Raw genomic sequence first — 22,184 nt, 5'->3', positions numbered from 1 at the left:
TACTGGTCTTTTGCCCGGAATTACTTCACTGTTATTAATTGGTTTGTATGTCGATATCAGTTAGTTAAGCGAATGATTGGAGCAAATGAACAGCGCATAAAGTTGAGCTTCTATATTGTTTTATTAAAGTTTAATATGTAAATTATTACACCAGCCTTGCAGGAGCGTGCAGGACTTAATTCGGCCTACCATTCACCCCTTACTGCCATGCAAAACATCCTTGTACCTACCGACTTCTCCCCGAAGCACACAACGCCTTCGAGGTAGCTATGCAATTGGCCCACCGCACGCATGGGCAGATCACGTTGTTGCATGTAGTCGATGCGTCGGCTGGCAGTGGTATGGTAACCACCGGCGGCGTATCGAGCGGAGCCTCGCTGCACGGCGTATTTATGGTGGAGCTGCTGCAGCGCACCAAGCACCGAATGCGTCAGCTGATTGCCGAAATGGCCCGAATTGCCCCCGAAGTAACGGTACACGACCAAGTGGCCACCGGCAACGTAGACGAGGCCATTCTGGAAGTTATCCGCGAGCAGCACATGGACTTGGTCGTAATCGGGGCCCAAGTTCACGCGCCGGCGTTCCTGCATTTATTCGAGCTGGATTCGCACGCTGAGCGGCTGGTGCGGCTGGCGCCATGTCCGGTGCTTACAGTCAAGCTGCCAGCGCCTCATTTCGAGGTGCGCTCCATCGTTTTCGCCTCCGATTTTTCTCAGGAAGCCGACCGCGCCGTGAAGAGCTTGAAGCAGGTGTGTGCCGCCTTCCCTGAAGCCACCCTGCACCTGCTCGACGTAGTAACCCGCGCGGAAGATTATTCCAACGCCATCGACCGTATTAATGCCTTCGCCGACCGCCACCACATTCTCAACTTCGAGCCAGACGTGGTAAATGCCCCCCAAGTGAGCATCGGGGTGCCGCGCTACGCCGAGCAGTCGCACGCCGACTTGGTGGTGATGCTCTCCCACGGCCGCACGGGCCTCTGGCACTTCCTGCACGGTGGCAGCACCGCCGAGAGCGTAGCGGTGCAGGCCAAAGCACCAGTACTCACCTTCCACCCGGAGACGTTTTAAAAGAGCATTTCATAAGCCAACCAGACGGGCTACAACGCGACCATTGAAGAATGGTCACGTCGTAGCCCGTTATGCATAGCATCTTTCCTGGCTGCACACGCTTCATCATTCTGCGGCCCGAAGGATGACAGGTGGGGGGCTTTTTTCAGCTACCTGAGAATGTTGGAAACGGCTTACAATTCCCCTTGCTATGGGAAGAGTTAGGCGTGCGTTAAATACTGAGTCTTTTTATATTTTTGTAGGCTGATTTGCCCCCTAGGCACTTTTTGTGTCTAGCTAATTACTTCTTGCGGCTCTCCTTTACCTGCCGATTTTCCTATACGCAGCCAATAGTCGCACTCTCCGTTTGCAACTCCTTTTCTCTCCCTAACCCACCTTTTCTTCTATGACCCGTTTCTTCCGCCACGGCTACTCCTTTGCACTTCTACTTTGGGCGCTGTTGCTGCCCACTACGCTCCTGCTCGCCGGGGTACGGTCAAAGCCGCTTAACAATGGCACCCCAAATATCACTACCAGCGACGGCATAAAGCTTTACACCAAAATTTCAGGGCAGGGCATTCCCTGCGTGTTTGTGCACGGCGGACCGGGCGCTTGGAGCGGCATGCCGGAAGCGCTGGCGGGCCCAAGTTTGGAGGACAAGCTCCAGATGATTTGGTACGATCAGCGCGGCAGCGGCCGCACCCCCAACGACTCGAATAAGAACTACTCCCTCGACCGTATGGTGCAGGATATGGAAGAGTTGCGCCAGCAACTGGGCTTGGAAACTTGGCTGGTAATGGCCCACTCTTTTGGCGGCACCATCGCGACGGAATATGCGGCGCGCTATCCGCAGCACGTGCGCGGCCTAGTGCTCGTGAATAGCACGCTCAGCATACAGGAAGCCATGAAAAGTACCCTGACAAACGGGCTGAACTTCGCGACCTTGTCCGACAAAGCCCCCTACCTCGACGAAAGTAAGCCGCTGGATGAGCGCTTCGGCATGATCATGCCCGTCCTGAGCGAGCAGAACATCTGGTTCAAGCTTCAGTACCAGACCGAAGCCGGCCACCAAAAGGTAACCGAAGCCGACAAGGGCAACCCCGGCACGGGCGAGTTCGGTAGCTACGGCTTCAGCCTGCCCGATTACCGCAAGGATTTCACCGCCCTCACGCCCCAAATTAAAGCGCCCGTGCTGATTATCACGGGCACCAAAGATTATTGCGTTGGGCCGGAGCATTACAAGATGTTCCGCTTTCCCAATCAGCAGGTAGCGCAGCTACAAGCCGGCCACGTGCCTTTTGTAGAGCAGCCCGAAGCCTTCCGCAAAGCCGTACTTACATATGTAAAAAAGCTCCCTCGGAAAAACGCATAAGCTAGTACCTTCATGCGAAAATCCTGTTGTTTAAGCCGTGTATAGCCCAACACCAAAAAGCCCCCGGTGATTAGCGGGGGCTTTTTGGTTGCTGATTATTTTTTCTAAGCCAACATAGATTCTCGCTGCTGCATGCGGCGGTGCAGGGCCGTCCGACGACTACCGCGCAAGGCCGCTTGTACGTCTTCGGCAGCCATGCGGCCAGTTTCGGCGGCTCCATTCATATAGCCCTGATACCAGGCGCTGCAGTGCTCACCAGCGAAGAACATATTGCCTACTGGCTTGCGCTCTGCACCGGCAATGGTGCTGTACTGCCCTGGCCGGTAGCAGGCGTAGCTAGCCAGCGTGTATTTATGTGTGGGCCAGTGCATGCGCTCCACCCGCCCATTATACTGTTCGCTGGCGGAAGGCCAAGCCTGCTCCAGCACCGGCAAGTAGCGACTTACCTGTGATTCGGGCGTGCCGGTGCCTATTTGTATGCCTTCGTTGCCACCCACGTACACCGTATAAGCCGATTGGGTAGTAGGCTGCAATTGCCCTGAGTCCCAGCCAGTTTGCACGGTGCCGTCCGTAAAGATGTAGCCCGTGTAGCCGTCGGTGCGCCAAGGGCGGCTTTTGAAACCTAGAATCAGTTTGGCGTTGGTACCGTAGCCCAGGTGTTGAATGGCGTTCGTTTTCCAGACCGGCAGCGGCACCTGAATATCAATGTTGCGCAGCACAGTGAAGGGAAGCGTGAGCACTACATAGTCGGCCACGACATTGAGGATACTGGCCTGTGGGCATTCAAAGCTGAGTACATACTGCCCGGTGGTGTTCTGAGCCAGCTTCACTAGCTTGTGCTGCAGCGTGATTTGGCCGCTGAGTTGCTCGGCCAGGGCGTCGGTGAGGCGCTGATTGCCGCCCTGAATCTTGTAGCGCTCGTCACTCTCCCCAAAGATGTCGAAGCTGCCCTTATGCGTATCGGCCGAAAACAGATACAGAAAATTAATGGCCGACTGGTCGTTCACCTCGCGACCATACTCCGTGAGGTAGGCCACATCCAGCAACTCCCTGATCAGGCCCGTCATGCCTAACGAGTCAAAATATTGGGCAATGGAAAGCTGATCAAAGCGCACCACGGCCGGCGTAAGCTTGTCGTAGGTAATAGTGCCGGGCAGAGCACGAATATCGGCCGCAATTTGGCGAGCGTAAGGCTGGAAAGCCTCAATTACCTGCGCGACGGAATAGTGCTGGCCGTTGAAAAAATAGGCATCTTTTTGAAGCATCGTTTCACTCGGACCTTGCACATCATAAAGAGGCAAAGCAAACTCCCTAGCCAGCTGCAGCATGTCGCGGTGGCCACTGTCGATAAACTCGCCGCCTAGCTCCGTAGTCAGGCCAGGAGCCATTAGGTCGCGAGCAGTAAAAATTCGCCCCCCAGCGCGGTTGCTAGCCTCGTAGATATCCGCACGCAAACCATTTTTGCGCAGTTGATACGCGCAGTTGAGTCCGGCTATTCCTGCTCCTACTACCACAATGCGCGGCTGCGTGCCTTTCGCATCGGCAGTGGCGGTGCCGCCCAGCGACGGAGTTGGTTCTGCCACCTCAGCCTCGCAGGCCGTAAGCAAACCACCAGCCCCAATGAGCAAGCCTAGCTTGGCGGTATTGGCCAAAAAATCTCGGCGACTTTGGCTAGTAGCCATCTGGGCCAACTCGTCGGCGGATGGCGCGCCAGATTCATTGGCTACTGTAGCTAATCCAAAAGCCTTTTGCAGAGCTCTTAATAAGGGAGTACGGGCTTTAAAATGCGGAGTAGATGATTCTTGCATACGTATATCTAATTGAAAACAAGGCAGATTTTGAATTACGCTAAAATAAATATTATCTAATAAATTCAAGCAATAATGCAGTGATTATTAAGCTCTTGTTTTTTACAATATCCTTCTTGTTTTATGAAAAATTGAAAATCAAAAAGTTAGAAAAAGGCAACGTGGGCATGTAACAAAAAAATTGCACTGTGTATATAAAGCACTTATATTTGATGGTTCATATTCTCACAATTAATACCGGTATCATCAACTCTATGACCTTTTTACTTCGCATTTCTCTAGTTGGTGCGCTAGTTAGTAATGTAGTTTTTACTAGCCATGCCCAATCAGAAGCTCCCGTTGCCACGCCCACTACACCTCCTACCTCGGCTGAAGTAGCTGCTACTACGCTAGCACCATTGTTAGCTCCTAAACAACTACAGGAAGCGAGGTATAAGGAAGGAAAGTACAGAGACTATCTAATTAAGCGTTACCCTAATGATAAGGAGGCGCGCGCCGTTATCCACTTGTTTAGTCGCAAACAGCGTGGTGGCTTTTTATGGCTTACCGCTGGGGCTGCCACCATCGGACTTATTACCACCCAAACTGGCACCAAAACAAATGACTCAGGTGTCACGACTACCTTCGAAGTTACGCCTCTAGGCTACGGGATACTGGTAGGCCTGTTTGGTGGCGTCGGCATTGGCAAATTAGCTCGCTTCAGCGATGAAAAGCTGTATCTAGCCACGACCAAGGCCAAGCATTTCCAAGTTTTGTGGTAAATAAGCTTCGAGACAAAGATCGCAAATAGAGAAAACGAGACGCACACTTGCATTTTGAAGTAATTCTGAAGCGCGTATTAGACCACCAAAAAGGCCCGGTAATAACCGGGCCTTTTTGGTGGTCTGTGCTCAAACGGTGAGCGAACTTCAGTAACTACTTCTTTTTGGCGGGAGCCAAAGTGCACTTTTCACCCATCGCCATCAGGGTACCGTTGGCGTCGTACATGGTGATAGTGGCGCAGGTAACTTGCACCGACGATTTGGTTTCGGTAAAACGCAGGACTTCCGCCTCGGAGAGTGGTCGGGCCAGTGTCACCATCACCGACATTTCTCGCTTGCGAAAGGCAGCGGTACGCCCCAGAAACCCATTTGGTGCTTTGGCGCCAAGCGGTGTGCTAATGGGCGCTGCACTGCTTATCACTATCGCTTTGTTGCGGTACGTATTTAGCACTTTGGGCGTCGTTTGGGGCGGGGCAAAAGCAGCAAGCGTCAGCAGGGCCAGTAGGCAGCCTGCTGCCCTCACTTGATGAGCCAGAAAAGCGGCGTTATTTCTATTCATACACCAGCAGGAAAATAAGGCGTTTCGTTTCTACTGACACACTGCTGCTTTGCCTTGAATTTACTTATCAAGGCTAGATATACCAGACTGCATCAGCAGCCAGCGAAACGTTAACTGTATCACCAGCAGTGGCGCTGCCTACGTTGGTGCGCACCCTAACAATACTGCCGGCTACTTGCACATCAAGTTCGGAATAAGAGCCGAAGAAACGTACCGTTTTTACCTCGCCTGAAAGGGCACCTAACCCGACTGGGTTTAGCATGAATTTTTCCGGCCGAATCAGCATGGTTTTACGCTTGCTTTTCGCCCCGGCCGCCGCTACGAAAGCCTTCGCTTGCCCAGCGCTTGTTATTAGATTATATGTACCAAAAAGACCCGCCACATATTCATTAACGGGTTGGTTATAAATCTGGGCTGGGGGGCCTTTTTGCACGATTTGCCCCCCATACATCACCACTATCTCATCGGCCCACGAAAGCGTATCCAGCGGATCGTGGGAGATGAGAATGCAGGTAATTTGCAGCCGCTCGCCGATATCTTGAATCACAGATTTTAGGATGTTTTTATGCACCATATCCAGGTTAGAAAATGGCTCGTCCAGCAGGAGCAATTTGGGCGAAGAAAGTAGCAGTTTTGCCAAAGCAATCCGCTGCCTTTCGCCACCGGATAACTGGTCGGTGCGGCGCTCACCCAAATGGTCTATTCGACACACTTCGAACAGCGTCTGAGCTTCCGCTCCTGTCAGCTTATTAGCATATTTCAGCACCTGTTCTACCCGCAAAAACTTAGGTAGCTCAAACTGTTGCGACAGGTAAGAAATACCCGGATTGCCAGGCATCAATTGTTCGGCCGGCCCTTTGGCTCTTCGGCCATCAAACCATACTTCACCGGCAGTGGGCTGCACTAGGCCAGCGATGGTTTGAAGGAGGGTGCTTTTACCCGCCCCCGTTTCGCCAGCTAAAGCAATTTTCTGTAATTTCTGCTGCGTAAAGCCGACGTCCTTTAAAATGTATTTCTCTTTTTCTTGCAGTGTAATTCCTGATACTGTTAACAAACTCATACTAGCGAAAAAGAGTGTGGAGCGGCCGGCTTAGGCATGAGCAAAAGTAAGCACATAGAAACCGACGCTTCGTGCAGCTTGCACAACGAGGTATTTATACTCCATTATCAACTAAGCAGGCAACTAAGCAGGCACTTTGGCTGGGGTATTCTGCGCTACTTCGGCCGCCGTAGCGTCTGCAGAAACGGTGGTTTCGGGGGTATATACTAGCACGTGGGCCGGCGGGATATTTAGTAATACATACGTGTCATCGAGCAGGCGGAAGAAGCGCTCGAAAAGACGTTTGTTTTGCAGAGAATATTGAAACAGAATGAGCTTACCATCAGGAAGTAGCGCCTGCTGAGTTTGCTGCATAATACGCCAACCCAGACGGCGCGGCAGCGAAGAAAATGGCAAGCCACAAACCACATAATCGACGGTATCCAGACCCAGTTTCTTCAAATATTCGCCGGTTTTGTCGGCCGAGCCGTGGATGATGTACACATTGGGTTGGCCTGAGTAACGCTCCTTCAGCATTTGGCTAAAACGCCGGTTTACTTCTATCAGCACAATAGCTGTTTCGGCTTTGCGGCGCTGAACTAGAATATCGGTGAAAACGCCCGTTCCAGGGCCGTACTCCACTATACAGCGAGCGTTGGCAAAGTCGATGGGCGCCATTACTTTCTCGGTTAGCTCGCGCGAGCTGGGCACTAGTGAACCTACCACAGCAGGATTACGCAGAAATTCTTCTAAAAAGGACGACATCATGAAGCAAGAATCTGGAGTTGGAGCAAGGCGTACCCGCCGCAACTTGTACGATAGTTTCCGGCCATGAGTACACAAGTTCTACCTGATTAGCCGCACGAAAAAAGCCCCCAGTACCACTATCGTGTGTAGATAGCAGCACTGGGGGGCTTTTTGGCGACGTAGAGTAGCTCCTTATTTTTTTCTAAACGCGAGGTAGTCGAGGTAGTACAGGATCTTCACGGAGACGGAGTTATTGTGCGGCGTGTTAATGGTGTTGCTCAGGTTGTCGAAGTAAAGCGGGGTGGCTTCGTTAGCTTGCAGAAACGACGTGCCCGCGTTCTTCCACACGACGCTGATCTGGGAGCCGGGCGCAAACCACCACGAATACACCGCGTCCACGTTGAAGGCGTTGTAGGTATTGTCGCGGTTGCGGCGGTAGTCCACGATCTGCTCATTGCCGCCCGGCGACAGCACCGAGAAGTCGGCGTAGCGTACGTTGCTAGTATAGTGGCGCGTGCGCAGCGTGAACGACATACGATTAGTGAACGTGTAGGCCACCGACAAGACGTTGGAAACGGTGGCTACGTCGCGGCGACCCAGAATAACCTGCCCCATAAAGGGCTCATCCATAGGCTCGTCGCGCGACATACCGCCGTTTACGTACCCAATCTGGTTACCATCAAAGCTCCAATCGAGGCTGTAGCGGAAGGTGAGGTGATCATTCACGCGGTAGCGTGGATAAGCGCCGAACCGGTAACTTACCCGCCGGTCGCGGGCGAAACGGTTATCGAGGGCGTATGTGCTGTTACCGGCGTTCATGCCCAGCGCGAACTTCTTGCGCGTATCCGAATTGAAGAACACAATCAGGCTCGTGCTGCCGGGCACGCGCACGTAATATTCGCCCAACGGGAACACGCGCGGCTCAAAGTAGTCGTGGTTGCGCGGGTCCACGTTGAAGTCGAAGCCCACTTGCAGAAAGTTCTTGGTAAACGTGGTGTTAGCGCCCAGGTAGAAGCTCGTGCTTTGGTAGCGCGTAGGCTTGTACAGCAAGGTATGCCGGGCCTGACCAAACAGGTAGAAGTTATTCACCTTCCAAAATGGCTTATACTTCCAGTAGCCCATGTCCAGCGACTGGGTGATTTTGTTGTTACCAAACAGGATACCCAGGTCGTTCGGATTATAGGTATCCGACTCGATACCGTGGTTCAGGCCCCAGGTAAATTTGCCGCTGATTTTGCCCACTCCCACGCGGTATTTGTAGCCGTCTTGGTCGCTTACTTGGTCGTCGGAGCCGAAAGCAGTGCCGCGCCGCCGCGAATACACAACACTGCCATCGAAGGCATAGGCGTTCTTCTTATCAGCGAAGCGAAAAAGCCCCCCAGTCACGTTGGCGTCGTAGGTTTTGCCCCAGCGCGTGACGTTGGTATTGATTAAGCTTACGTAGGAGTTATTCTTCAAGCTCTGGTCGAGCACGGCAATATTGTAGTTCGAGAAAGGCTGGGTTTGCACCTCGCGCTCTTCCCCCGTTTCGGTGTTGCGCACGGTGGCGTACACATCGTTACTTAAGGCATTGAACAACCCAATCCCCAAGCCTTTGCTGGTGCGGCCGGATACTTTGGTGGCGTTCAGCAGACGCGTTTCGGAGGGGTTGCGCACGATTTTTTCATTCTCCTCCGTGGCTACATTGTAGAAGCCGATGGGCGTGGCGCCCACGCGACGGGAGTAGAACAGATTGCCTTTGTTAAACAGCTCAGTGCCCTCGGTAAAAAACGGCCGGTTCTCATTGAATTGCACCTCGAAAGGCGATAAGTTGAGCACCTGGTTATCGCTCTGCACTTGCCCGAAGTCCGGCACCAGCGTGGCGTCCAAGGTGAAGCTTTCGTTGATACCCCATTTCAGGTCAGCGCCACCGTTGAAGCTGGTGGTAGTGCGGCGCGTGCCGTCGGCGTTCAGCGGGTTGTGGTTCACGTAGGCCGACACGTAGGGCGTGAGCGACAGGCGCAGTGGCGGCTCTACATTTTGGATGCCGCGCAGCTCGCCCCATTGATTCACAAAGCCATCGACTTCGGGCTTTACTTCATTCCAGAAAAACTGCGCATTATCGCGCTTGCGCTGGCGGGCAAAATTCAGTCCCCAGAGCTGCTCGGGCGCCTTGCTGAAGCGAATAGCCGAGTACGGAATGCGCATTTCGGCAATCCAGTCGGTGCCGCGCTGGCTGGTTTGGGCGTCCCACACGGCGTTCCAGTTCCAGTCTTCGCCGCTGGCCGGCGAGTAGCGCGCATCCAGCTGCACGCCAGAAGTGGTTACCGTAAAGTTGTAGCCGTTGAGTTTGTCGTTATAGGTATCCAGGAAAATGGAGAACAGATCGGTGTTACCAAACTGGTCACGCTGGGTCATTTCCCGCAGAATGGAATCGGGGCTAATGTCGTGCATGATGGCGCCGATGTAGAGGTTGGCGTCATCATAGAGTATGCGCACTTCCGTTTTTTGCTTTTCCGGTATGCCGGGGTTAGGCCGCTGCTGAATAAAATCGGTGGCGACCGTAGCCTGCTGCCACATGGCTTCATTTAGCTCCCCGTCGAGCTTGATTGGCTCCGTAATGCGTAGGGCCTGGAGCTGACGCTTGGGGGCGGCCGTGGCGGAGCTGGTGGGAGCTGGGGTTTGCTGGGCTACCGCAAAATGCCCCCCAGCCACGAAGCCGGCCAGCAATAGGCAAAAACGCAGCGTAAAATTGAAAGACATAGCGCGGTGGAATTAGAAGAAACGTGAGGTAGAGCAGTGGAATCCAGCGGCAGAAAAGATCCCGAGAAATAGGGGCGTACCGGTAGCTGGCAGCAGCAATAAGCGGCGCGAAAAGTGATTAAAACAGAATGGGGAAAGCCGCGTGTACAGCCGGAATCAACTAATAAAACAGCTTGCTGCTAAGAGAAATCTGTAGTGCAAATACGTAGCTGGTGGGAGCAAAAAACCAGAGACAGGATGTTGAACGAGGCGATTACCGGAGTTAAGTCTAAACGTTACAGCCGGCTTCAAATATTTTTTCAACGCTGCCTCTGCCTGTGGGAAGAGTAATGACTGTATTCGGCGCTGGTAACTGCGCGATTTCAGCAAGGTTACAGCTAAGTCAGAAAATATTTTGGGCGATGAATAATCGGGAGTCCTAGCCAGCATCTCTATCTCACCCTAATGTGCAGCAAGCTAGTTTAGGCTCTGCCTTTGTATAAAGCTCATGATTTGGCTTGAAGCCTTTGCTGTTCACGTAGCCCAGGACCGGCGAAAGGGAACCGAAGCGTTCCTTCTTACCTTTCAGGCTCAAATTGCTACCTCAACCACCACTTCCCTCATGCCCAAACCACTCTTTTCTCCTGGTAGGCTTTTATTAGCAAACACGCTTTTCACCTTCAGTTTTGCTGCCACTGTGAATCCGACTTCAAGCTACGCCCAAACGACGGCTCCCACGTTTACGGCCACGGCCACCCGCCCCGACAATAATGCAGTATTAGCTCCCTGGGCCGGGCCTTACGGTGGCGTACCGGCTTTCGATAAGGTGGAAGTAGCTCAATTTAAACCGGCTCTTGAGGCTGCCATGGCCGAAAACCTGAAGGAAATTCAGGCCATTGCCAGTAACAAGCAGGCTCCCAATTTCGAGAATACGATTGCTGCCTTGGAGCGGGCTGGTCAATCACTCGACCAGGTGCAGACAGTGTATGGCGTCTGGACGGGGACAATGAGCAACCCGGAAGTGCAGCTGGTGCAGCGGGAAATGGCCCCCAAAATGGCCGCCTTCTCCGATCAGATTACTCAGAACGAGCCGCTTTTCCGCCGCATTGAGGCGGTGTATAACTCGCCCGACAAAAAGAAGCTGACACCCGAGCAGCAGCGCCTGGCGTTTGTGTATTACAACAACTTCGTGCGGGCCGGGGCCAAGCTCGACGCGAAGGCCAAAACGCGCTTATCAGCCATTAACCAGGAGCTGGCTGGCCATTTCACGCGCTTCAGCCAGAATGTATTGGCCGATGAGACGGACTCCGTATTGGTGTTAAAAACGCCCGCTGACCTCGGCGGTTTGCCCACTTCGCTGCGTGAAGATGCCGCCAAAGCTGCCGCCGACCGCAAGCTTTCGGCTGCGGGCGTAATCACCAACACGCGTTCTTCCATTGACCCATTTCTGACTTATTCTGACCAGCGCAAGTTGCGCGAAAAAGCCTGGCGCATGTTTGTGAACCGCGGTGACAATGGCGGTGCCCACGACAACAACCCTCTTATTACCCAGATTCTACAGCTGCGCGCTGAGCGCGCCAAGCTATTAGGTTACGCCACCCACGCCCATCTGCGCCTCGACAATACCATGGCCAAGACGCCCGAAAAGGCAATGGCTTTGATGGAAGAAGTGTGGAAGCCGGCCGTAGCGCGCGTGAAAGAGGAAGTGGCCGATATGCAGGCTTTGGCCAAAAAGGAAGGCACCACTTTCAAGATTGAGCCCTGGGACTACCGCTACTACGCTGAGAAAGTGCGCAAAGACCGCTACGACCTCGACCAGAATGAGGTAAAGCAATATTTGCAGCTCGATAAGATGCGCGAAGGCATGTTTTGGGTCGCTGGTGAGCTGTTCAACTTCACCTTTAGCCCCGTCACCAATGTACCCGTGTACCACCCCGATGTGAAGGTGTGGGAAGTGAAAGATAAGACTTCCGGCAAGCAGGTAGGCCTCTGGTATTTTGACCCGTATGCGCGCCCAGGCAAGCGCTCTGGGGCCTGGATGAATGCCTATCGTAAGCAGGAGCGGATGGACGGCAAGCCCGTTACAACTATTGTGTCGAATAACTCCAACTTTGTGAAGGGTAAAGACGGTGCACCAACCTTGATTTCCTGGACCGATGCCACTACCCTTTTCCACGAGTTTGGTCATGCCTTGCACGGGCTTTCTTCCAACGTTACATACCCCACGCTATCCGGCACTAGCGTAGTGCGCGACTATGTTGAGTTCCCCTCGCAGGTGCTGGAGAACTGGCTTTCTACGCCGCAAGTACTCCAGCGCTTTGCCGTGCATTATCAGACCGGTAAGCCCATCCCGCAAGCATTAGTTGACCGCATTGAGAAGGCTGCTACATTCAATCAGGGCTTCGAGACCACCGAGTTTTTGGCCAGCGCTCTGATTGATATGAAGCTGCACCTGGCCGGCGATCAGAAGATTGACCCCGACAAATTTGAGCGTGAAACCCTGGCGCAGCTAGGCATGCCGAGCGAGATTGTCATGCGCCACCGCACGCCGCAGTTCTCGCACGTTTTCTCGTCTGACGGCTACTCTGCTGGCTACTACAGCTACCTCTGGTCGGTGGTAATTGCGGCTGATGCGTATGGCGCCTTTACTGAGGCTGGCGGCCCGTACGACAAAGCCGTGGGCAAGCGCCTTACCCAGCAGATTTTCTCCGTAGGCAATACCGTTGACCCTGCCGAAGCGTACCGCTCGTTCCGTGGCCGCGACCCCAAAACGGAGGCCCTGATGCGCGAGCGTGGCTTTCCGGTAACGGAGGCCAAAGCAACCAAACCAACGGATAAAAAGGCCCCTAGCAAGAAGAAAAGCTAATCTCTTACCATTTTTCGGCAAGGATTACCTGCCCGATTAATTTAAAAAAGCCTCCGCTATATCAGTAGCGGAGGCTTTCTTTTTAAAGCATTAGATGGAATACGTTTAATGCCGATTACAAGACTTGCCCCATAGTTTGCACATCTGCCAATGTCTGGCGGATTTCGGCAAATAGTGGCCTGGCCGAAGCAGTAGGTTGCGTGCATTGCGCCTGCAAGTCCCGCATCGTATGTAAGGCTTCGGGAAAAACCAGTGAGTCTTGGCAACGGACTACAAGTTCTTCCAGCAAGCAACCGAAGGCCCGCACTTCCAAGCGCTGCAAGGCATGAGCGCTTTCCAATTTTTCGGGGTCGAAGAAGCAGGCGGCACCAAAGTCGCTAAGCAGGCTGGCGCCGGCTTCCGTAGCCAGAATATTGTGGGCATATAAGTCGCCATGCATGATGCCGCCGGCGTGCAGGTGCTCAGCGGCGGCAGCAATGCCGTGGGCAATTTGCAAGGCAGCTTTTAAGCTAAAGCTCGTACCATCCGCGTACACGTCGCGGGTGCACGATAAAAAGCTGGGGGGGCCGGCCAGATTGCGAAATTCTGGGTCAATCAAGTCCAGCACTAACCCTTCGACGCCCGCGGGATGACCACCGATTTTGCCCCCCACGGCCACCAGATTAGTGTGAACACCGGCGCTGATGCAAGCCGCCATTTCGCTGCGCGGCAGCCCATCGCTGGTCACGGCGCCTTTGAAAAGCTTCACCGCCACGGCCTGCGAAGCCGCATTTTCGCGCTGCCATTGCCCCTGATAAATAACCCCCGATGCTCCCTCGCCCAACTGCTGCTGCAAGGTTAGGGCAGCCCAATCGATGGTAGTGATGGGGTGTTGGGCTACGGCCTTCTGTTCGGCTTCCTCGCTAAAAGGATTGCCGGCATATGCCAGCCACGACAGGTGCGGCAGCGTTAAAAGCCACTGCGGCAATTCCTCAAATCGATTGGCAGCAATGCGCACCAGCTCCAACCGCGTACAGGCCACCATGCTCGCGGGCAGTTCCGTGAGCTGGTTGCCGGCCAGCATTAGCTTTTGCAGGTATTGGCAGTTGCCCAAGTCGGGCGGGAGTTCGCGGACCTGGTTATCGGTGAGAATAAGCCAGCGCAACGCGGACGTAAGCGCCGCTGCCGGCAGAGTTTGAATTTGATTTGCCTTAAACCCAACCATGCTCAACTGCGGGCATTGACCTATGACCTCGGGCACGCTGGCAAACTGATTGTCGGAACAGAACAGAATGCGCAGCTTGTGCAGCCGCCCAAAGTCGGGGGGCAAATCGGATAGCTTATTGCCGGAAAGATTGAGGATTTCGAGCGTGTCGGCCAGCTCAAAAATCTCAGTGGGAAACTCCGTAAGGCCTTCAGATAAATCGAGGCGAGTAGTGCCGGCCAGCTTTCCAGCACGCAGTTGATCAAGCGTATGCATCCGGCAAAGGTAGCTTTGGAAGGCTGTGACCAGCGTATCAAATATGAAATTGGCTACCATACAGTCGAAAAAGCCCCCAAACATTCCAGAATGTTCGGGGGCTTTTTCGACTGTATGGTAGCGCTAGCCTTGGGGCGGCACCGGGTATTTGTCAAACAGCGTTCTGAAGGCGTCGTTGATGCGCTTGGTAAGCTTGTCGGGTTTGGGTGTCAGAATGCTGGCCACCGAGCCTTCCCAAATCAGTTCGTTGCGGGCCGCGTCCACCACTTCTATGGTGGCGGTACCTTCTTCGTAGGTGCCCGTTGCCACCTCTTGGCTTTGCCAACGGTAGTTGCGCTGCCCGATATACAAGGGGGCTTCCTGAATAGTAGTCTGGCGGGTTTGGGTTTTGTCCTTGATAACGACCCCAATATTCACCAACAGATCCGGCGAGTCCGACTGCTGATAGCCGCGCCGCGCCATCTCGCGGCTCACGGCTTGCTTCAGGGTTTCGATACCGGTGCCGGGGCCCTCGAATGCGGCCTCGTTGCGAGCACTCACATCCATAAAGTTATAGGTTTTATAGGTCGTAAAATCGACGCCCGATTGCTGCGTGATATCTTTTACCTGCTCAGGTGCACAGGCAGCCAAACTCAGCAGAAGCAATAGAAGAAACGTTTTCATAGCTATAAACACAGAGATAGAACAACTGATTTAGGCGAAGCCAAGCACCGGGTGAGGTAAATACAGCTCTTCCAGACGCGTAATCTCATCCTCAGAAAGCTGCACATCCAGCGCGGCTACGGCATCCTCAAGATGGCCGGTTTTGCTGGCCCCAATGATGGGCGCTGTCACCACGGGCTTCGACAGCATCCAGGCCAATGCCACCTGCGCATTGGGCAAACCGCGGGCTTCGGCCACTTCCGTCACGCGGGCCGCCACGTCGAAGTCATCGTCGCGGGAATACAGCGCTTGGCCAAAGATATCGGTGCGGGCGCGTTCGGTTTCGTTGCGGGCTTTGCTGCGCTTGCCCGTGAGCAGCCCGCGCGCCAGCGGCGACCACGGAATGACGCCGATCTTCTGATCCTGACACAGCGGCAGCATTTCGCGTTCTTCCTCCCGGTACACGAGGTTGTAGTGGGGCTGCATACTCACAAAGCGCGTCCAGCCGTGCAGATCCGCCAAATACAGCGCCTGCGCGAACTGCCACGAAAACATCGAGGATGCGCCGATGTAGCGCGCCTTACCCGCTTTCACCACGTCGTGCAGGGCCTCCAGCGTTTCCTCAATGGGCGTATCGTAGTCCCAGCGGTGAATCTGATAGAGGTCGACGTAGTCGGTGCCGAGGCGCTTGAGGCTGGCATCGATAGCCTTCATTATGTGCTTGCGCGACAGCCCTTTATCGTTAGGGCCCGCCCCCATCGCATTATATACTTTGGTGGCAATAACCACGTCGTCGCGCGAGGCAAAGTCGCGCAGGGCCCGCCCGACTACTTCCTCGCTGGCGCCGTTGGAATACACGTCGGCCGTATCGAAAAAGTTGATTCCCAGTTCCAACGCTTTCTGAATGAAAGGCCGGCTCTGCTCCTCGTTTAGAGCCCACGGCCAGCGGTCGGTGGGGGTGCCGTAGGTCATCGTACCTAGGCAAATTCTAGAAACCTGAAGGCCCGAGGCCCCTAAACGGATGTAGTCCATACTGTCGTGTTGAAGTGCTGGCTACCGTATACGCTCAGAAAGCGGCGAAGGCCGTTGTTCAGGTTAGGGCCAAATACGGATGGCGACACTTGCCGGGGGGCTTTTTTATGCTTCTTCCCGCAGCTTGGGTACCAGCCATACCACCAGCCCACCCAGAAGCGCTACCAGCGCAAACGACCAGCGCAGATTAGAAGCTTTCGCCACGAACCCTACTAGCGGCGGCACGATCAGAAAACCGAAATAGCTCACCGTCGAAACAGAAGCAATAGCGGCCCCAGCGCGCTCAGGACTAGCCTTGCCAACGAGCCCAAACACCAGCGGCACCACGCATGACACGCCCAGCCCGCCCAGCACGAACCCCACGCCGGCCAACAGAGGCGTTGGAAAAGCGGCCGCCAGCAATAAGCCGGTTGTCATTAGGATGCCGCTGGCTTGCAACATGAGCTTGGTGCCAAAACGGCTTACTGCCCAGTCGCCGAGGAAGCGGCCCGTAGTCATGGCAACTAGGTAGGCCGTAAAGCCTAATGTTGCTAATTCCTTGGGTGCGTGCACTGCCTGCACCAAGTACACACCCGTCCAGTCATAAAGCGTGCCTTCGCAGGCCATAGAAGCGAACGTGATAAGGCCATATTTTAACAGGTGTTTGTCGGGCCACGAAAAGCGCGATTTGGTAGCGGGTGGTGACGGCGGCAGCGCCAACGCATTCGGGAAAAACGCCAATGACAGCGCCGTGAGCAGCACCGCTACGCCCAAAAAGTGGTAGCTAATGGGCACCGAGCCTCGAATCAGCAAGGTGCCAACTCCCGCAGCCGCAAACCCCGCCACGCTCCACACACCATGAAACGAAGCAATGATGGAGCGCTTATACAAAGCCTGCACGCCCACCGACTGCGCGTTCATACTCAGATTGAGCAGATTACGAGAAGATCCAAAGCAGAATAGCAGTGCTACCAGCTGCCAGGTGTGGGTAGCAAAACCCAGAAGCGCTAGTGCACCATTGTAGAGAATAGCGCCCGCCATCATCACATGGCGGCTACTGAAATGCTGTAATAACTGACCGGTAACGGGCAGCGTGAGCATTAGGCCAGCTGGCAGGGCCAGCAAAACGCCTCCCAGCTGCGCCTCATTAAGCCCAAGCTGGTGTTGAATCAGGGGAATGCGAGAGGCCCAGGTAGCAAACCCAAACCCTGAGACAAAGAAGAATAGTGCAATGGCAAGTCGCGCCCGCGTGGGAGATGCGGGGGGCACGGCAGTCAATACCTGACTCATGGCAAACGGATAGGCGGCACGTAAATAAGCCCCCTCTTACGCGCAGCAAGACTAAACGGCCACCCCTTTCTGTGGTTGCGCCGCGGTTTTAGCTGCTTACTGCCGACATACTAGGTTCTACGCTAAGCCCTTACTGCCTGGCGTTGCTGACTCATAAGCCAGGTGATGGCTTCAGCTTCCTGCTCAAAGTATTGGTACGTGATGGATAAGTCGCGCACGGCAGATATCACGGTGGCCGTAGCCAGACGCGCAAATACATTTTGCGCTACCAGCACAGCTCCATATCGATAGCCACCTTCTTCCACCAAGCGCGGGAGCCACTGCTGAATCACGTACTCCTGCTCTTCGGGCGTGAAAGGAGTCATTACCCTCTGATCGATAAGCAGGCAGCCATCTTGCTGCCGAATCAGCAGCTTCATGACGTGCCTTAAGAGGTCTTTGAATTCGTCAAAGGAACGTAAGCCGGGCTGATAGGTGAGGCGGGCAAAACCCATCGGATCATCCACGGCTCGCCCTACGGGATTCTCATAATAAATGTGGTAGTTATTCGACATATTCAACCTGACCTCCCTTCCCCAAAATTTGCTAAGTGCCGCCTCTGAACCTTGGCGCAGTGGCTGTAGCCCCAACTACCATACCAACGGCTGACTTTTACAAATTTAACTTTCGCGTTCTCTATTACCGCTGAAAGGGAGCTAATCGATTGACTAGTATAATTTTAGCTTGCCCGAAGATTAACTATAACTTTTCTGGGGGCTTTTTTAGCTCCAATTCCAATTGATTATCTAATAAGGACAAGGCGTCAGATGCTAAGGCCAGCAACTTCACTGCACAAGCTGCGCGTGCAAACGCGCCAGCGTCGCGGCGGCATCTTCGCAGAGTCCGGGGTGTACGGGCGAGGTTTGCACCACCGTGCTACGCGTGGCCGTAAGCCAACGAAACCGCTCAGCAATAGGCAATTGACCAATGGGGCCACCCTCGGTTCGCCCCCGACAGATTCGCTCAAAAGCCTGTAAGCGTTCGGTTAGCTCCTGCATATCCAGTTGGTCGCCGGCAAAAGCGCGCAGGCGCGCTCCGGGCACCTCAAACTGCGTTTGCAAAAAGCCCTGCGCCCGACAGTACACAATGACGCCGACGTTCAGGAACTCCTCTCGCTCCACGCGCGGCACCACGCGCAGAACGGCATACTCAAATAAGTGCTTGTCGGGCATGCTGCGCTTCTTGAACAAAAGTATCTGATGCGGCGAGGCGAGCTTCCAAAAACTCCACATAGGCCGTGCGCTGCTCCTGGGCCGTGGTATCCGCTGAAAATGCTTCCAGTAGCCATTCGTCGGGCACCAAAGCCACAATATCTCGGATAACACTACCTGAAAGCAATGCTCGGCTTTCGGCATTCACGGCTTCCAACTCAGCGGCTTTGGGCAACAACACATGGTCTTTCACCTGGGCAAAGGAGCGCTGGCGTTCCGGCTGAGCCCAGCCAGAGCCGGCGTGGTGCACATAGAGGGCCGCGCCGTGGTCAATCAACCATAACTCCTTGTGCCACATCAGCATATTAGTGTTGCGGGCAGTGCGGTCGACGTTCAAGGTTAGGGAGTCGAGCCACACAATCTGGGAGGCCAGATAGGGCTCGATAGCAGTTACCAGCGGGTCGAAGGTGATAGCGCCCGACAGGTAATGCAGCCCCAGGTTGACGCCGGTGCTGGCGCGCAGCAAATCCTGAATTTCTTCGTCGGGCTCGGTGCGCCCAAAGGCTTCATCGAGCTGACAAAATACCAGCTCCGGCACGCGCAGCCCCATCACGCGCGCTATTTCGCCCACAATGAGTTCGGCAATGAGAGCTTTAATGCCCTGCCCTGCTCCTCTGAATTTTAAAACGTACAGAAATCCGTCGTCTGCCTCTGCTAGTGCCGGTAGGGAGCCACCTTCTCGCAGTGGCGTCACATAGCGCGTTACATCAACGGTTCTCAAAGAAAGATTAGCCGGCATAGGCACACGAAACTGAAAAATGAGGCCTGCAAAGGACGCATAATGCGGGGAGTTTAGGGCAAGCGGAATCTGTTACTGTGTTTAGAAAAGATTATAGAGATAATCTAAGTATCTGTTATGGAACAATAAAAGGCGGTCATGCAGAGCGCAGCGAAGCATCTCGCGTGCTGACGTCTGATTAGCAATTTTACTAAACACGCAAGATGCTGCGCTCGGCATGACGTTCTCGTTAATAGATCATTTATCTATTAACTTCCTGCCCGTCGCTAAGAAAGCGCGCCAGATACGGTGCGGTGCGGCTGGCCTTACTTCTGGCGACTTTGGCAGGCGAATCGGCGGCAACTACCTGGCCTCCTTCATCGCCGGCACCGGGGCCCATGTCGATAACCCAGTCGCTGCCAGCTACTACGCGCATATCGTGCTCCACTACAATGACGGTGTTGCCGGCTTCTACTAAGCCGTCGAGCTGGGCCATGAGCTTTTCTACGTCGGAGGGGTGCAGGCCAGTTGTAGGCTCGTCGAGGACATAAAGCGAGGTGCCGCGCTGCGTACGTTGGAGCTCGGTAGCAAGCTTAATGCGCTGAGCCTCACCGCCCGACAACTCGGTGGCGGGTTGTCCCAGCCGCAGATAGCCCAGACCTACTTCCCGCAGTACGGTGAGGGCGCGCTGCACGGTGGGCTCGGCAGCGAAAAACTCCCAGGCCGCATCCACGGTCATGCCCAGCACCTCCGCTATATTTTTTTCCTGATACTTGACCTCCAACGTTTTGGCGTTGTAGCGGGCACCGTGGCAAACGGGGCAAGGCGCGTACACGCTGGGTAGAAACAGCAATTCTACCATCACGAAGCCTTCGCCCTGGCAGTTTTCGCAGCGCCCTTTGGCTACGTTGAAGGAAAAGCGGCCGGCATCGTAGCGGCGGGCTTTGGCCATTTTAGTGGCGGCAAACAGCTTACGCACATGGTCGAAGAGGCCCGTGTAGGTGGCCATATTGGAGCGCGGCGTGCGGCCAATTGGCTTCTGATCGACGCGTACCAAGCGCTTAATATTTTCCATACCGCTCACAATTTGCCCCCCAGTAGCAATGGGTGCGGCCCGCGCCAGTTCGTCACCTTCCTGCTCATCTTCGGCTTCTATGGGTTGGCCCAAATGTTCGGCTACCAACTCCACCAGCACCTGACTAACCAAGCTCGATTTGCCTGACCCCGACACGCCGGTAACCGTGGTAAGCACACCCAGTGGAAACGCTATATCTAGCTCATTCAGGTTGTTGCGCGTGACGCCCGCCAGCCGCAGCCAGCCGCTAGGTGTGCGCGGTGGACGGGTGGGGGGCTTTTCTTTTCCAAACAGATAACGGCGTGTTTGCGAAGCTGGGACTTTTGCCAAACCTGCAGGCGAGCCGCTATACAGTACTTCCCCGCCCTGTTCACCAGCCGCCGGACCCACATCCACCAGCCAATCTGCCTGCCGAATGACGTCCAGATTATGCTCGACCACAAACAGAGAATTGCCGCTTTGCTTCAGACTTGCCAGAGCGGCTAGCAATGCTTCGGTATCAGAAGGGTGCAGGCCAGCGGAGGGCTCGTCTAACACGTACACCACGCCAAACAGGTTGGAGTACAGCTGAGTAGCTAGGCGTAGCCGCTGCAGCTCCCCCGGCGACAAGGTGGGCGTACTGCGCTCCAAAGACAGATAACCCAGCCCCAGATTGAGCAGCACGGCGAGACGTGCAACTAAGTCGGCGGCAATGCGCTGGGCCACGATAACCTGCTCGGGGTGGGCGGCATCATGCTTTTTGCGACCAGTGTGTGTGCCGTCGGCGTAAGGGCGCAGCAAGTTGGCTACGCGCTTCAGGGGCAAATGCGAAAGCTCCGCAATATCCAGCCCCGCAAACTTGACAGACAGCGACTCGGGCCGGAGACGCTTACCGTGGCAGAGCGGGCACTCGGTGCTGAGCATGTATTGCAAGGCCCGTTTTTTCATCAGTGGACTGTGCGTGGTGGCGAAAGTATGCAGCACGTGGCGCTTGGCGCTGCTGAAGGTGCCCATGTAATTTGGGGGCTCCCGGCGTTTCAAGGCGCGTTGGGTTTCGGCGGGCGAATACCCAGGGTACACCGGCACAACCGGCTGCTCCTCAGTGAACAGAATCCAGTCGCGGTCTTTCTGGGAAAGCTCGCGCCAGGGCCGATCCACGTCGTAGCCGAGCGTGACCAGAATATCGCGCTGATTTTGCCCCCCCAGGCCTGAGGCCACGCGGCAATGGCTCGCTCCCGAATGGTAAGCGAGTCGTCGGGCACCATGGAGCGCTCGGTTACCTCATAAATGCGGCCCAAACCGTGACAGGTGGGACAGGCACCCTCGGGCGTATTTGGCGAAAAGGCTTCGGCGTAAATAATGCTTTGCCCCACCGGGTAGTCGCCGGCCCGCGAGTACAGCATGCGCACCAGGTTCGAGAGTGTCGTAACGCTACCTACTGATGAGCGCGTGGTGGGCGTGCCGCGCTGCTGTTGCAAAGCCACGGCGGGGGGCAAACCTTCAATGGAATCGACTTCGGGAACGGCCATCTGGTGAAAAAGGCGCCGCGCGTACGGCGACACCGACTCCAGATAGCGGCGCTGCGCCTCCGCGTAAAGCGTCCCAAACGCCAGACTTGACTTGCCCGAACCCGACACGCCCGTGAATACGACTAAAGCGTCGCGCGGAATTTCTACATCAACGTTTTTGAGGTTGTGCTCGCGGGCACCGCGCACGTGTACAAAACCAGTAAAAGGAGTAGTCGCCGGCTCGGAAGAAGATTTGGCCATATAGCAGCAGTGCGGAATAAAAACGGCAGGTAAAGCAGTGTGCAGATACGTATTCGAGGTGGAAGTATA

16 protein-coding genes and 1 pseudogene are annotated in these 22,184 nt (G+C 54.8%); 4 read left to right on the top strand and 13 right to left on the bottom strand.

Annotation, left to right across the window (positions count from 1 at the left end; all coding sequences use genetic code 11):
* Nucleotides 1-269 precede the first annotated feature (269 nt).
* Together EPD59_RS08115 and EPD59_RS08110 are read left to right on the top strand one after the other, a co-directional pair.
* Nucleotides 270-1,070 (top strand): universal stress protein, encoded by an 801-nt coding sequence (locus tag EPD59_RS08115; protein ID WP_133272344.1) that lies wholly within the window; start codon nt 270-272, stop codon nt 1,068-1,070.
* 385 nt (nt 1,071-1,455) lie between these two features.
* On the top strand, nt 1,456-2,421 hold the full coding sequence (locus tag EPD59_RS08110; protein WP_133272343.1) for an alpha/beta fold hydrolase: 966 nt from the start codon (nt 1,456-1,458) through the stop codon (nt 2,419-2,421).
* A 104-nt stretch (nt 2,422-2,525) separates the two neighbouring features.
* On the opposite strand, the gene EPD59_RS08105 is transcribed toward EPD59_RS08110, so the two are convergent.
* Entirely contained in the window at nt 2,526-4,229 is a 1,704-nt protein-coding gene (locus EPD59_RS08105; protein WP_133272342.1) for a flavin monoamine oxidase family protein, read from the bottom strand.
* Between the two features lie 254 nt (nt 4,230-4,483).
* On the opposite strand from EPD59_RS08105, the gene EPD59_RS08100 reads away from it, so the two are divergent.
* A complete protein-coding gene (locus tag EPD59_RS08100; RefSeq protein ID WP_133272341.1) occupies nt 4,484-4,990 on the top strand; it encodes a hypothetical protein in 507 nt (168 codons plus the stop codon).
* A gap of 154 nt (nt 4,991-5,144) precedes the next feature.
* Here the strand turns inward: EPD59_RS08100 and EPD59_RS08095 are convergent, their stop codons facing one another.
* The 4 genes from EPD59_RS08095 to EPD59_RS08080 all read right to left on the bottom strand — a co-directional run bounded on the left by EPD59_RS08095 (nt 5,145) and on the right by EPD59_RS08080 (nt 10,077).
* A complete protein-coding gene (locus EPD59_RS08095; protein WP_133272340.1) occupies nt 5,145-5,549 on the bottom strand; it encodes a hypothetical protein in 405 nt (134 codons plus the stop codon).
* A 73-nt stretch (nt 5,550-5,622) separates the two neighbouring features.
* The gene (locus EPD59_RS08090) at nt 5,623-6,609 is read right to left on the bottom strand and encodes an ABC transporter ATP-binding protein (RefSeq protein ID WP_133272339.1); all 987 of its coding nucleotides are present in this window, start codon (nt 6,607-6,609) and stop codon (nt 5,623-5,625) included.
* A 123-nt stretch (nt 6,610-6,732) separates the two neighbouring features.
* On the bottom strand, nt 6,733-7,356 hold the full coding sequence (locus EPD59_RS08085) for a class I SAM-dependent methyltransferase (protein WP_133272338.1): 624 nt from the start codon (nt 7,354-7,356) through the stop codon (nt 6,733-6,735).
* A gap of 171 nt (nt 7,357-7,527) precedes the next feature.
* Complete coding sequence (locus EPD59_RS08080; protein WP_133272337.1) at nt 7,528-10,077, bottom strand: DUF5916 domain-containing protein; 2,550 nt, start codon at nt 10,075-10,077, stop codon at nt 7,528-7,530.
* Between the two features lie 676 nt (nt 10,078-10,753).
* Between EPD59_RS08080 and EPD59_RS08075 the strand changes: the two genes are divergently transcribed.
* Complete coding sequence (locus EPD59_RS08075) at nt 10,754-12,922, top strand: M3 family metallopeptidase (protein WP_240731673.1); 2,169 nt, start codon at nt 10,754-10,756, stop codon at nt 12,920-12,922.
* Nucleotides 12,923-13,037: 115 nt separating this feature from the next.
* On the opposite strand, the gene EPD59_RS08070 is transcribed toward EPD59_RS08075, so the two are convergent.
* The 8 genes and pseudogenes from EPD59_RS08070 to uvrA all read right to left on the bottom strand — a co-directional run bounded on the left by EPD59_RS08070 (nt 13,038) and on the right by uvrA (nt 22,115).
* Nucleotides 13,038-14,381 carry a leucine-rich repeat-containing protein kinase family protein gene (locus EPD59_RS08070; RefSeq protein WP_133272335.1) on the bottom strand — a complete coding sequence of 448 codons (1,344 nt, stop codon included), beginning with the start codon at nt 14,379-14,381 and terminating at the stop codon, nt 13,038-13,040.
* Nucleotides 14,382-14,504: 123 nt separating this feature from the next.
* On the bottom strand, nt 14,505-15,044 hold the full coding sequence (locus tag EPD59_RS08065) for a DUF4136 domain-containing protein (RefSeq protein WP_133272334.1): 540 nt from the start codon (nt 15,042-15,044) through the stop codon (nt 14,505-14,507).
* Nucleotides 15,045-15,074: 30 nt separating this feature from the next.
* On the bottom strand, nt 15,075-15,995 hold the full coding sequence (locus EPD59_RS08060) for an aldo/keto reductase (protein ID WP_317128484.1): 921 nt from the start codon (nt 15,993-15,995) through the stop codon (nt 15,075-15,077).
* A gap of 165 nt (nt 15,996-16,160) precedes the next feature.
* Nucleotides 16,161-17,324 carry an MFS transporter gene (locus EPD59_RS08055; RefSeq protein WP_165963518.1) on the bottom strand — a complete coding sequence of 388 codons (1,164 nt, stop codon included), beginning with the start codon at nt 17,322-17,324 and terminating at the stop codon, nt 16,161-16,163.
* 122 nt (nt 17,325-17,446) lie between these two features.
* Complete coding sequence (locus EPD59_RS08050; RefSeq protein ID WP_133272332.1) at nt 17,447-17,878, bottom strand: STAS/SEC14 domain-containing protein; 432 nt, start codon at nt 17,876-17,878, stop codon at nt 17,447-17,449.
* A gap of 270 nt (nt 17,879-18,148) precedes the next feature.
* Nucleotides 18,149-18,535, bottom strand: coding sequence for a DUF3037 domain-containing protein (locus EPD59_RS08045; RefSeq protein ID WP_133272331.1), 387 nt, complete (start codon nt 18,533-18,535; stop codon nt 18,149-18,151).
* The gene (locus tag EPD59_RS08040; protein WP_133272330.1) at nt 18,513-19,313 is read right to left on the bottom strand and encodes a HipA family kinase; all 801 of its coding nucleotides are present in this window, start codon (nt 19,311-19,313) and stop codon (nt 18,513-18,515) included. Before EPD59_RS08040 ends, EPD59_RS08045 begins: the two co-directional genes overlap by 23 nt.
* A 241-nt stretch (nt 19,314-19,554) precedes the next feature.
* Nucleotides 19,555-22,115, bottom strand: a pseudogene (gene uvrA / locus EPD59_RS08035) (excinuclease ABC subunit UvrA).
* Nucleotides 22,116-22,184 lie beyond the last annotated feature (69 nt).

It is taken from the genome of Hymenobacter radiodurans (genome assembly GCF_004355185.1).
In the GTDB taxonomy this organism is placed as follows: domain Bacteria; phylum Bacteroidota; class Bacteroidia; order Cytophagales; family Hymenobacteraceae; genus Hymenobacter; species Hymenobacter radiodurans.
The sequence above is the reverse complement of the archived record's forward strand: the minus strand, read 5'-3'. Positions and strand labels throughout refer to the sequence as shown.

What these genes read in the sequence shown, in the direction of transcription:
- EPD59_RS08080 (WP_133272337.1), bottom strand. Translation starts at nt 10,077, where the DNA reads ATGTCTTTCAATTTTACGCTGCGTTTTTGCCTATTGCTGGCCGGCTTC.
- EPD59_RS08105 (WP_133272342.1), bottom strand. Translation starts at nt 4,229, where the DNA reads ATGCAAGAATCATCTACTCCGCATTTTAAAGCCCGTACTCCCTTATTA.
- EPD59_RS08040 (WP_133272330.1), bottom strand. Translation starts at nt 19,313, where the DNA reads ATGCCGGCTAATCTTTCTTTGAGAACCGTTGATGTAACGCGCTATGTG.
- EPD59_RS08070 (WP_133272335.1), bottom strand. Translation starts at nt 14,381, where the DNA reads ATGCATACGCTTGATCAACTGCGTGCTGGAAAGCTGGCCGGCACTACT.
- EPD59_RS08055 (WP_165963518.1), bottom strand. Translation starts at nt 17,324, where the DNA reads ATGAGTCAGGTATTGACTGCCGTGCCCCCCGCATCTCCCACGCGGGCG.
- EPD59_RS08115 (WP_133272344.1), top strand. Translation starts at nt 270, where the DNA reads ATGCAATTGGCCCACCGCACGCATGGGCAGATCACGTTGTTGCATGTA.
- EPD59_RS08095 (WP_133272340.1), bottom strand. Translation starts at nt 5,549, where the DNA reads ATGAATAGAAATAACGCCGCTTTTCTGGCTCATCAAGTGAGGGCAGCA.
- EPD59_RS08110 (WP_133272343.1), top strand. Translation starts at nt 1,456, where the DNA reads ATGACCCGTTTCTTCCGCCACGGCTACTCCTTTGCACTTCTACTTTGG.
- EPD59_RS08050 (WP_133272332.1), bottom strand. Translation starts at nt 17,878, where the DNA reads ATGTCGAATAACTACCACATTTATTATGAGAATCCCGTAGGGCGAGCC.
- EPD59_RS08085 (WP_133272338.1), bottom strand. Translation starts at nt 7,356, where the DNA reads ATGATGTCGTCCTTTTTAGAAGAATTTCTGCGTAATCCTGCTGTGGTA.
- EPD59_RS08100 (WP_133272341.1), top strand. Translation starts at nt 4,484, where the DNA reads ATGACCTTTTTACTTCGCATTTCTCTAGTTGGTGCGCTAGTTAGTAAT.
- EPD59_RS08060 (WP_317128484.1), bottom strand. Translation starts at nt 15,995, where the DNA reads ATGACCTACGGCACCCCCACCGACCGCTGGCCGTGGGCTCTAAACGAG.
- EPD59_RS08045 (WP_133272331.1), bottom strand. Translation starts at nt 18,535, where the DNA reads ATGCCCGACAAGCACTTATTTGAGTATGCCGTTCTGCGCGTGGTGCCG.
- EPD59_RS08065 (WP_133272334.1), bottom strand. Translation starts at nt 15,044, where the DNA reads ATGAAAACGTTTCTTCTATTGCTTCTGCTGAGTTTGGCTGCCTGTGCA.
- EPD59_RS08090 (WP_133272339.1), bottom strand. Translation starts at nt 6,609, where the DNA reads ATGAGTTTGTTAACAGTATCAGGAATTACACTGCAAGAAAAAGAGAAA.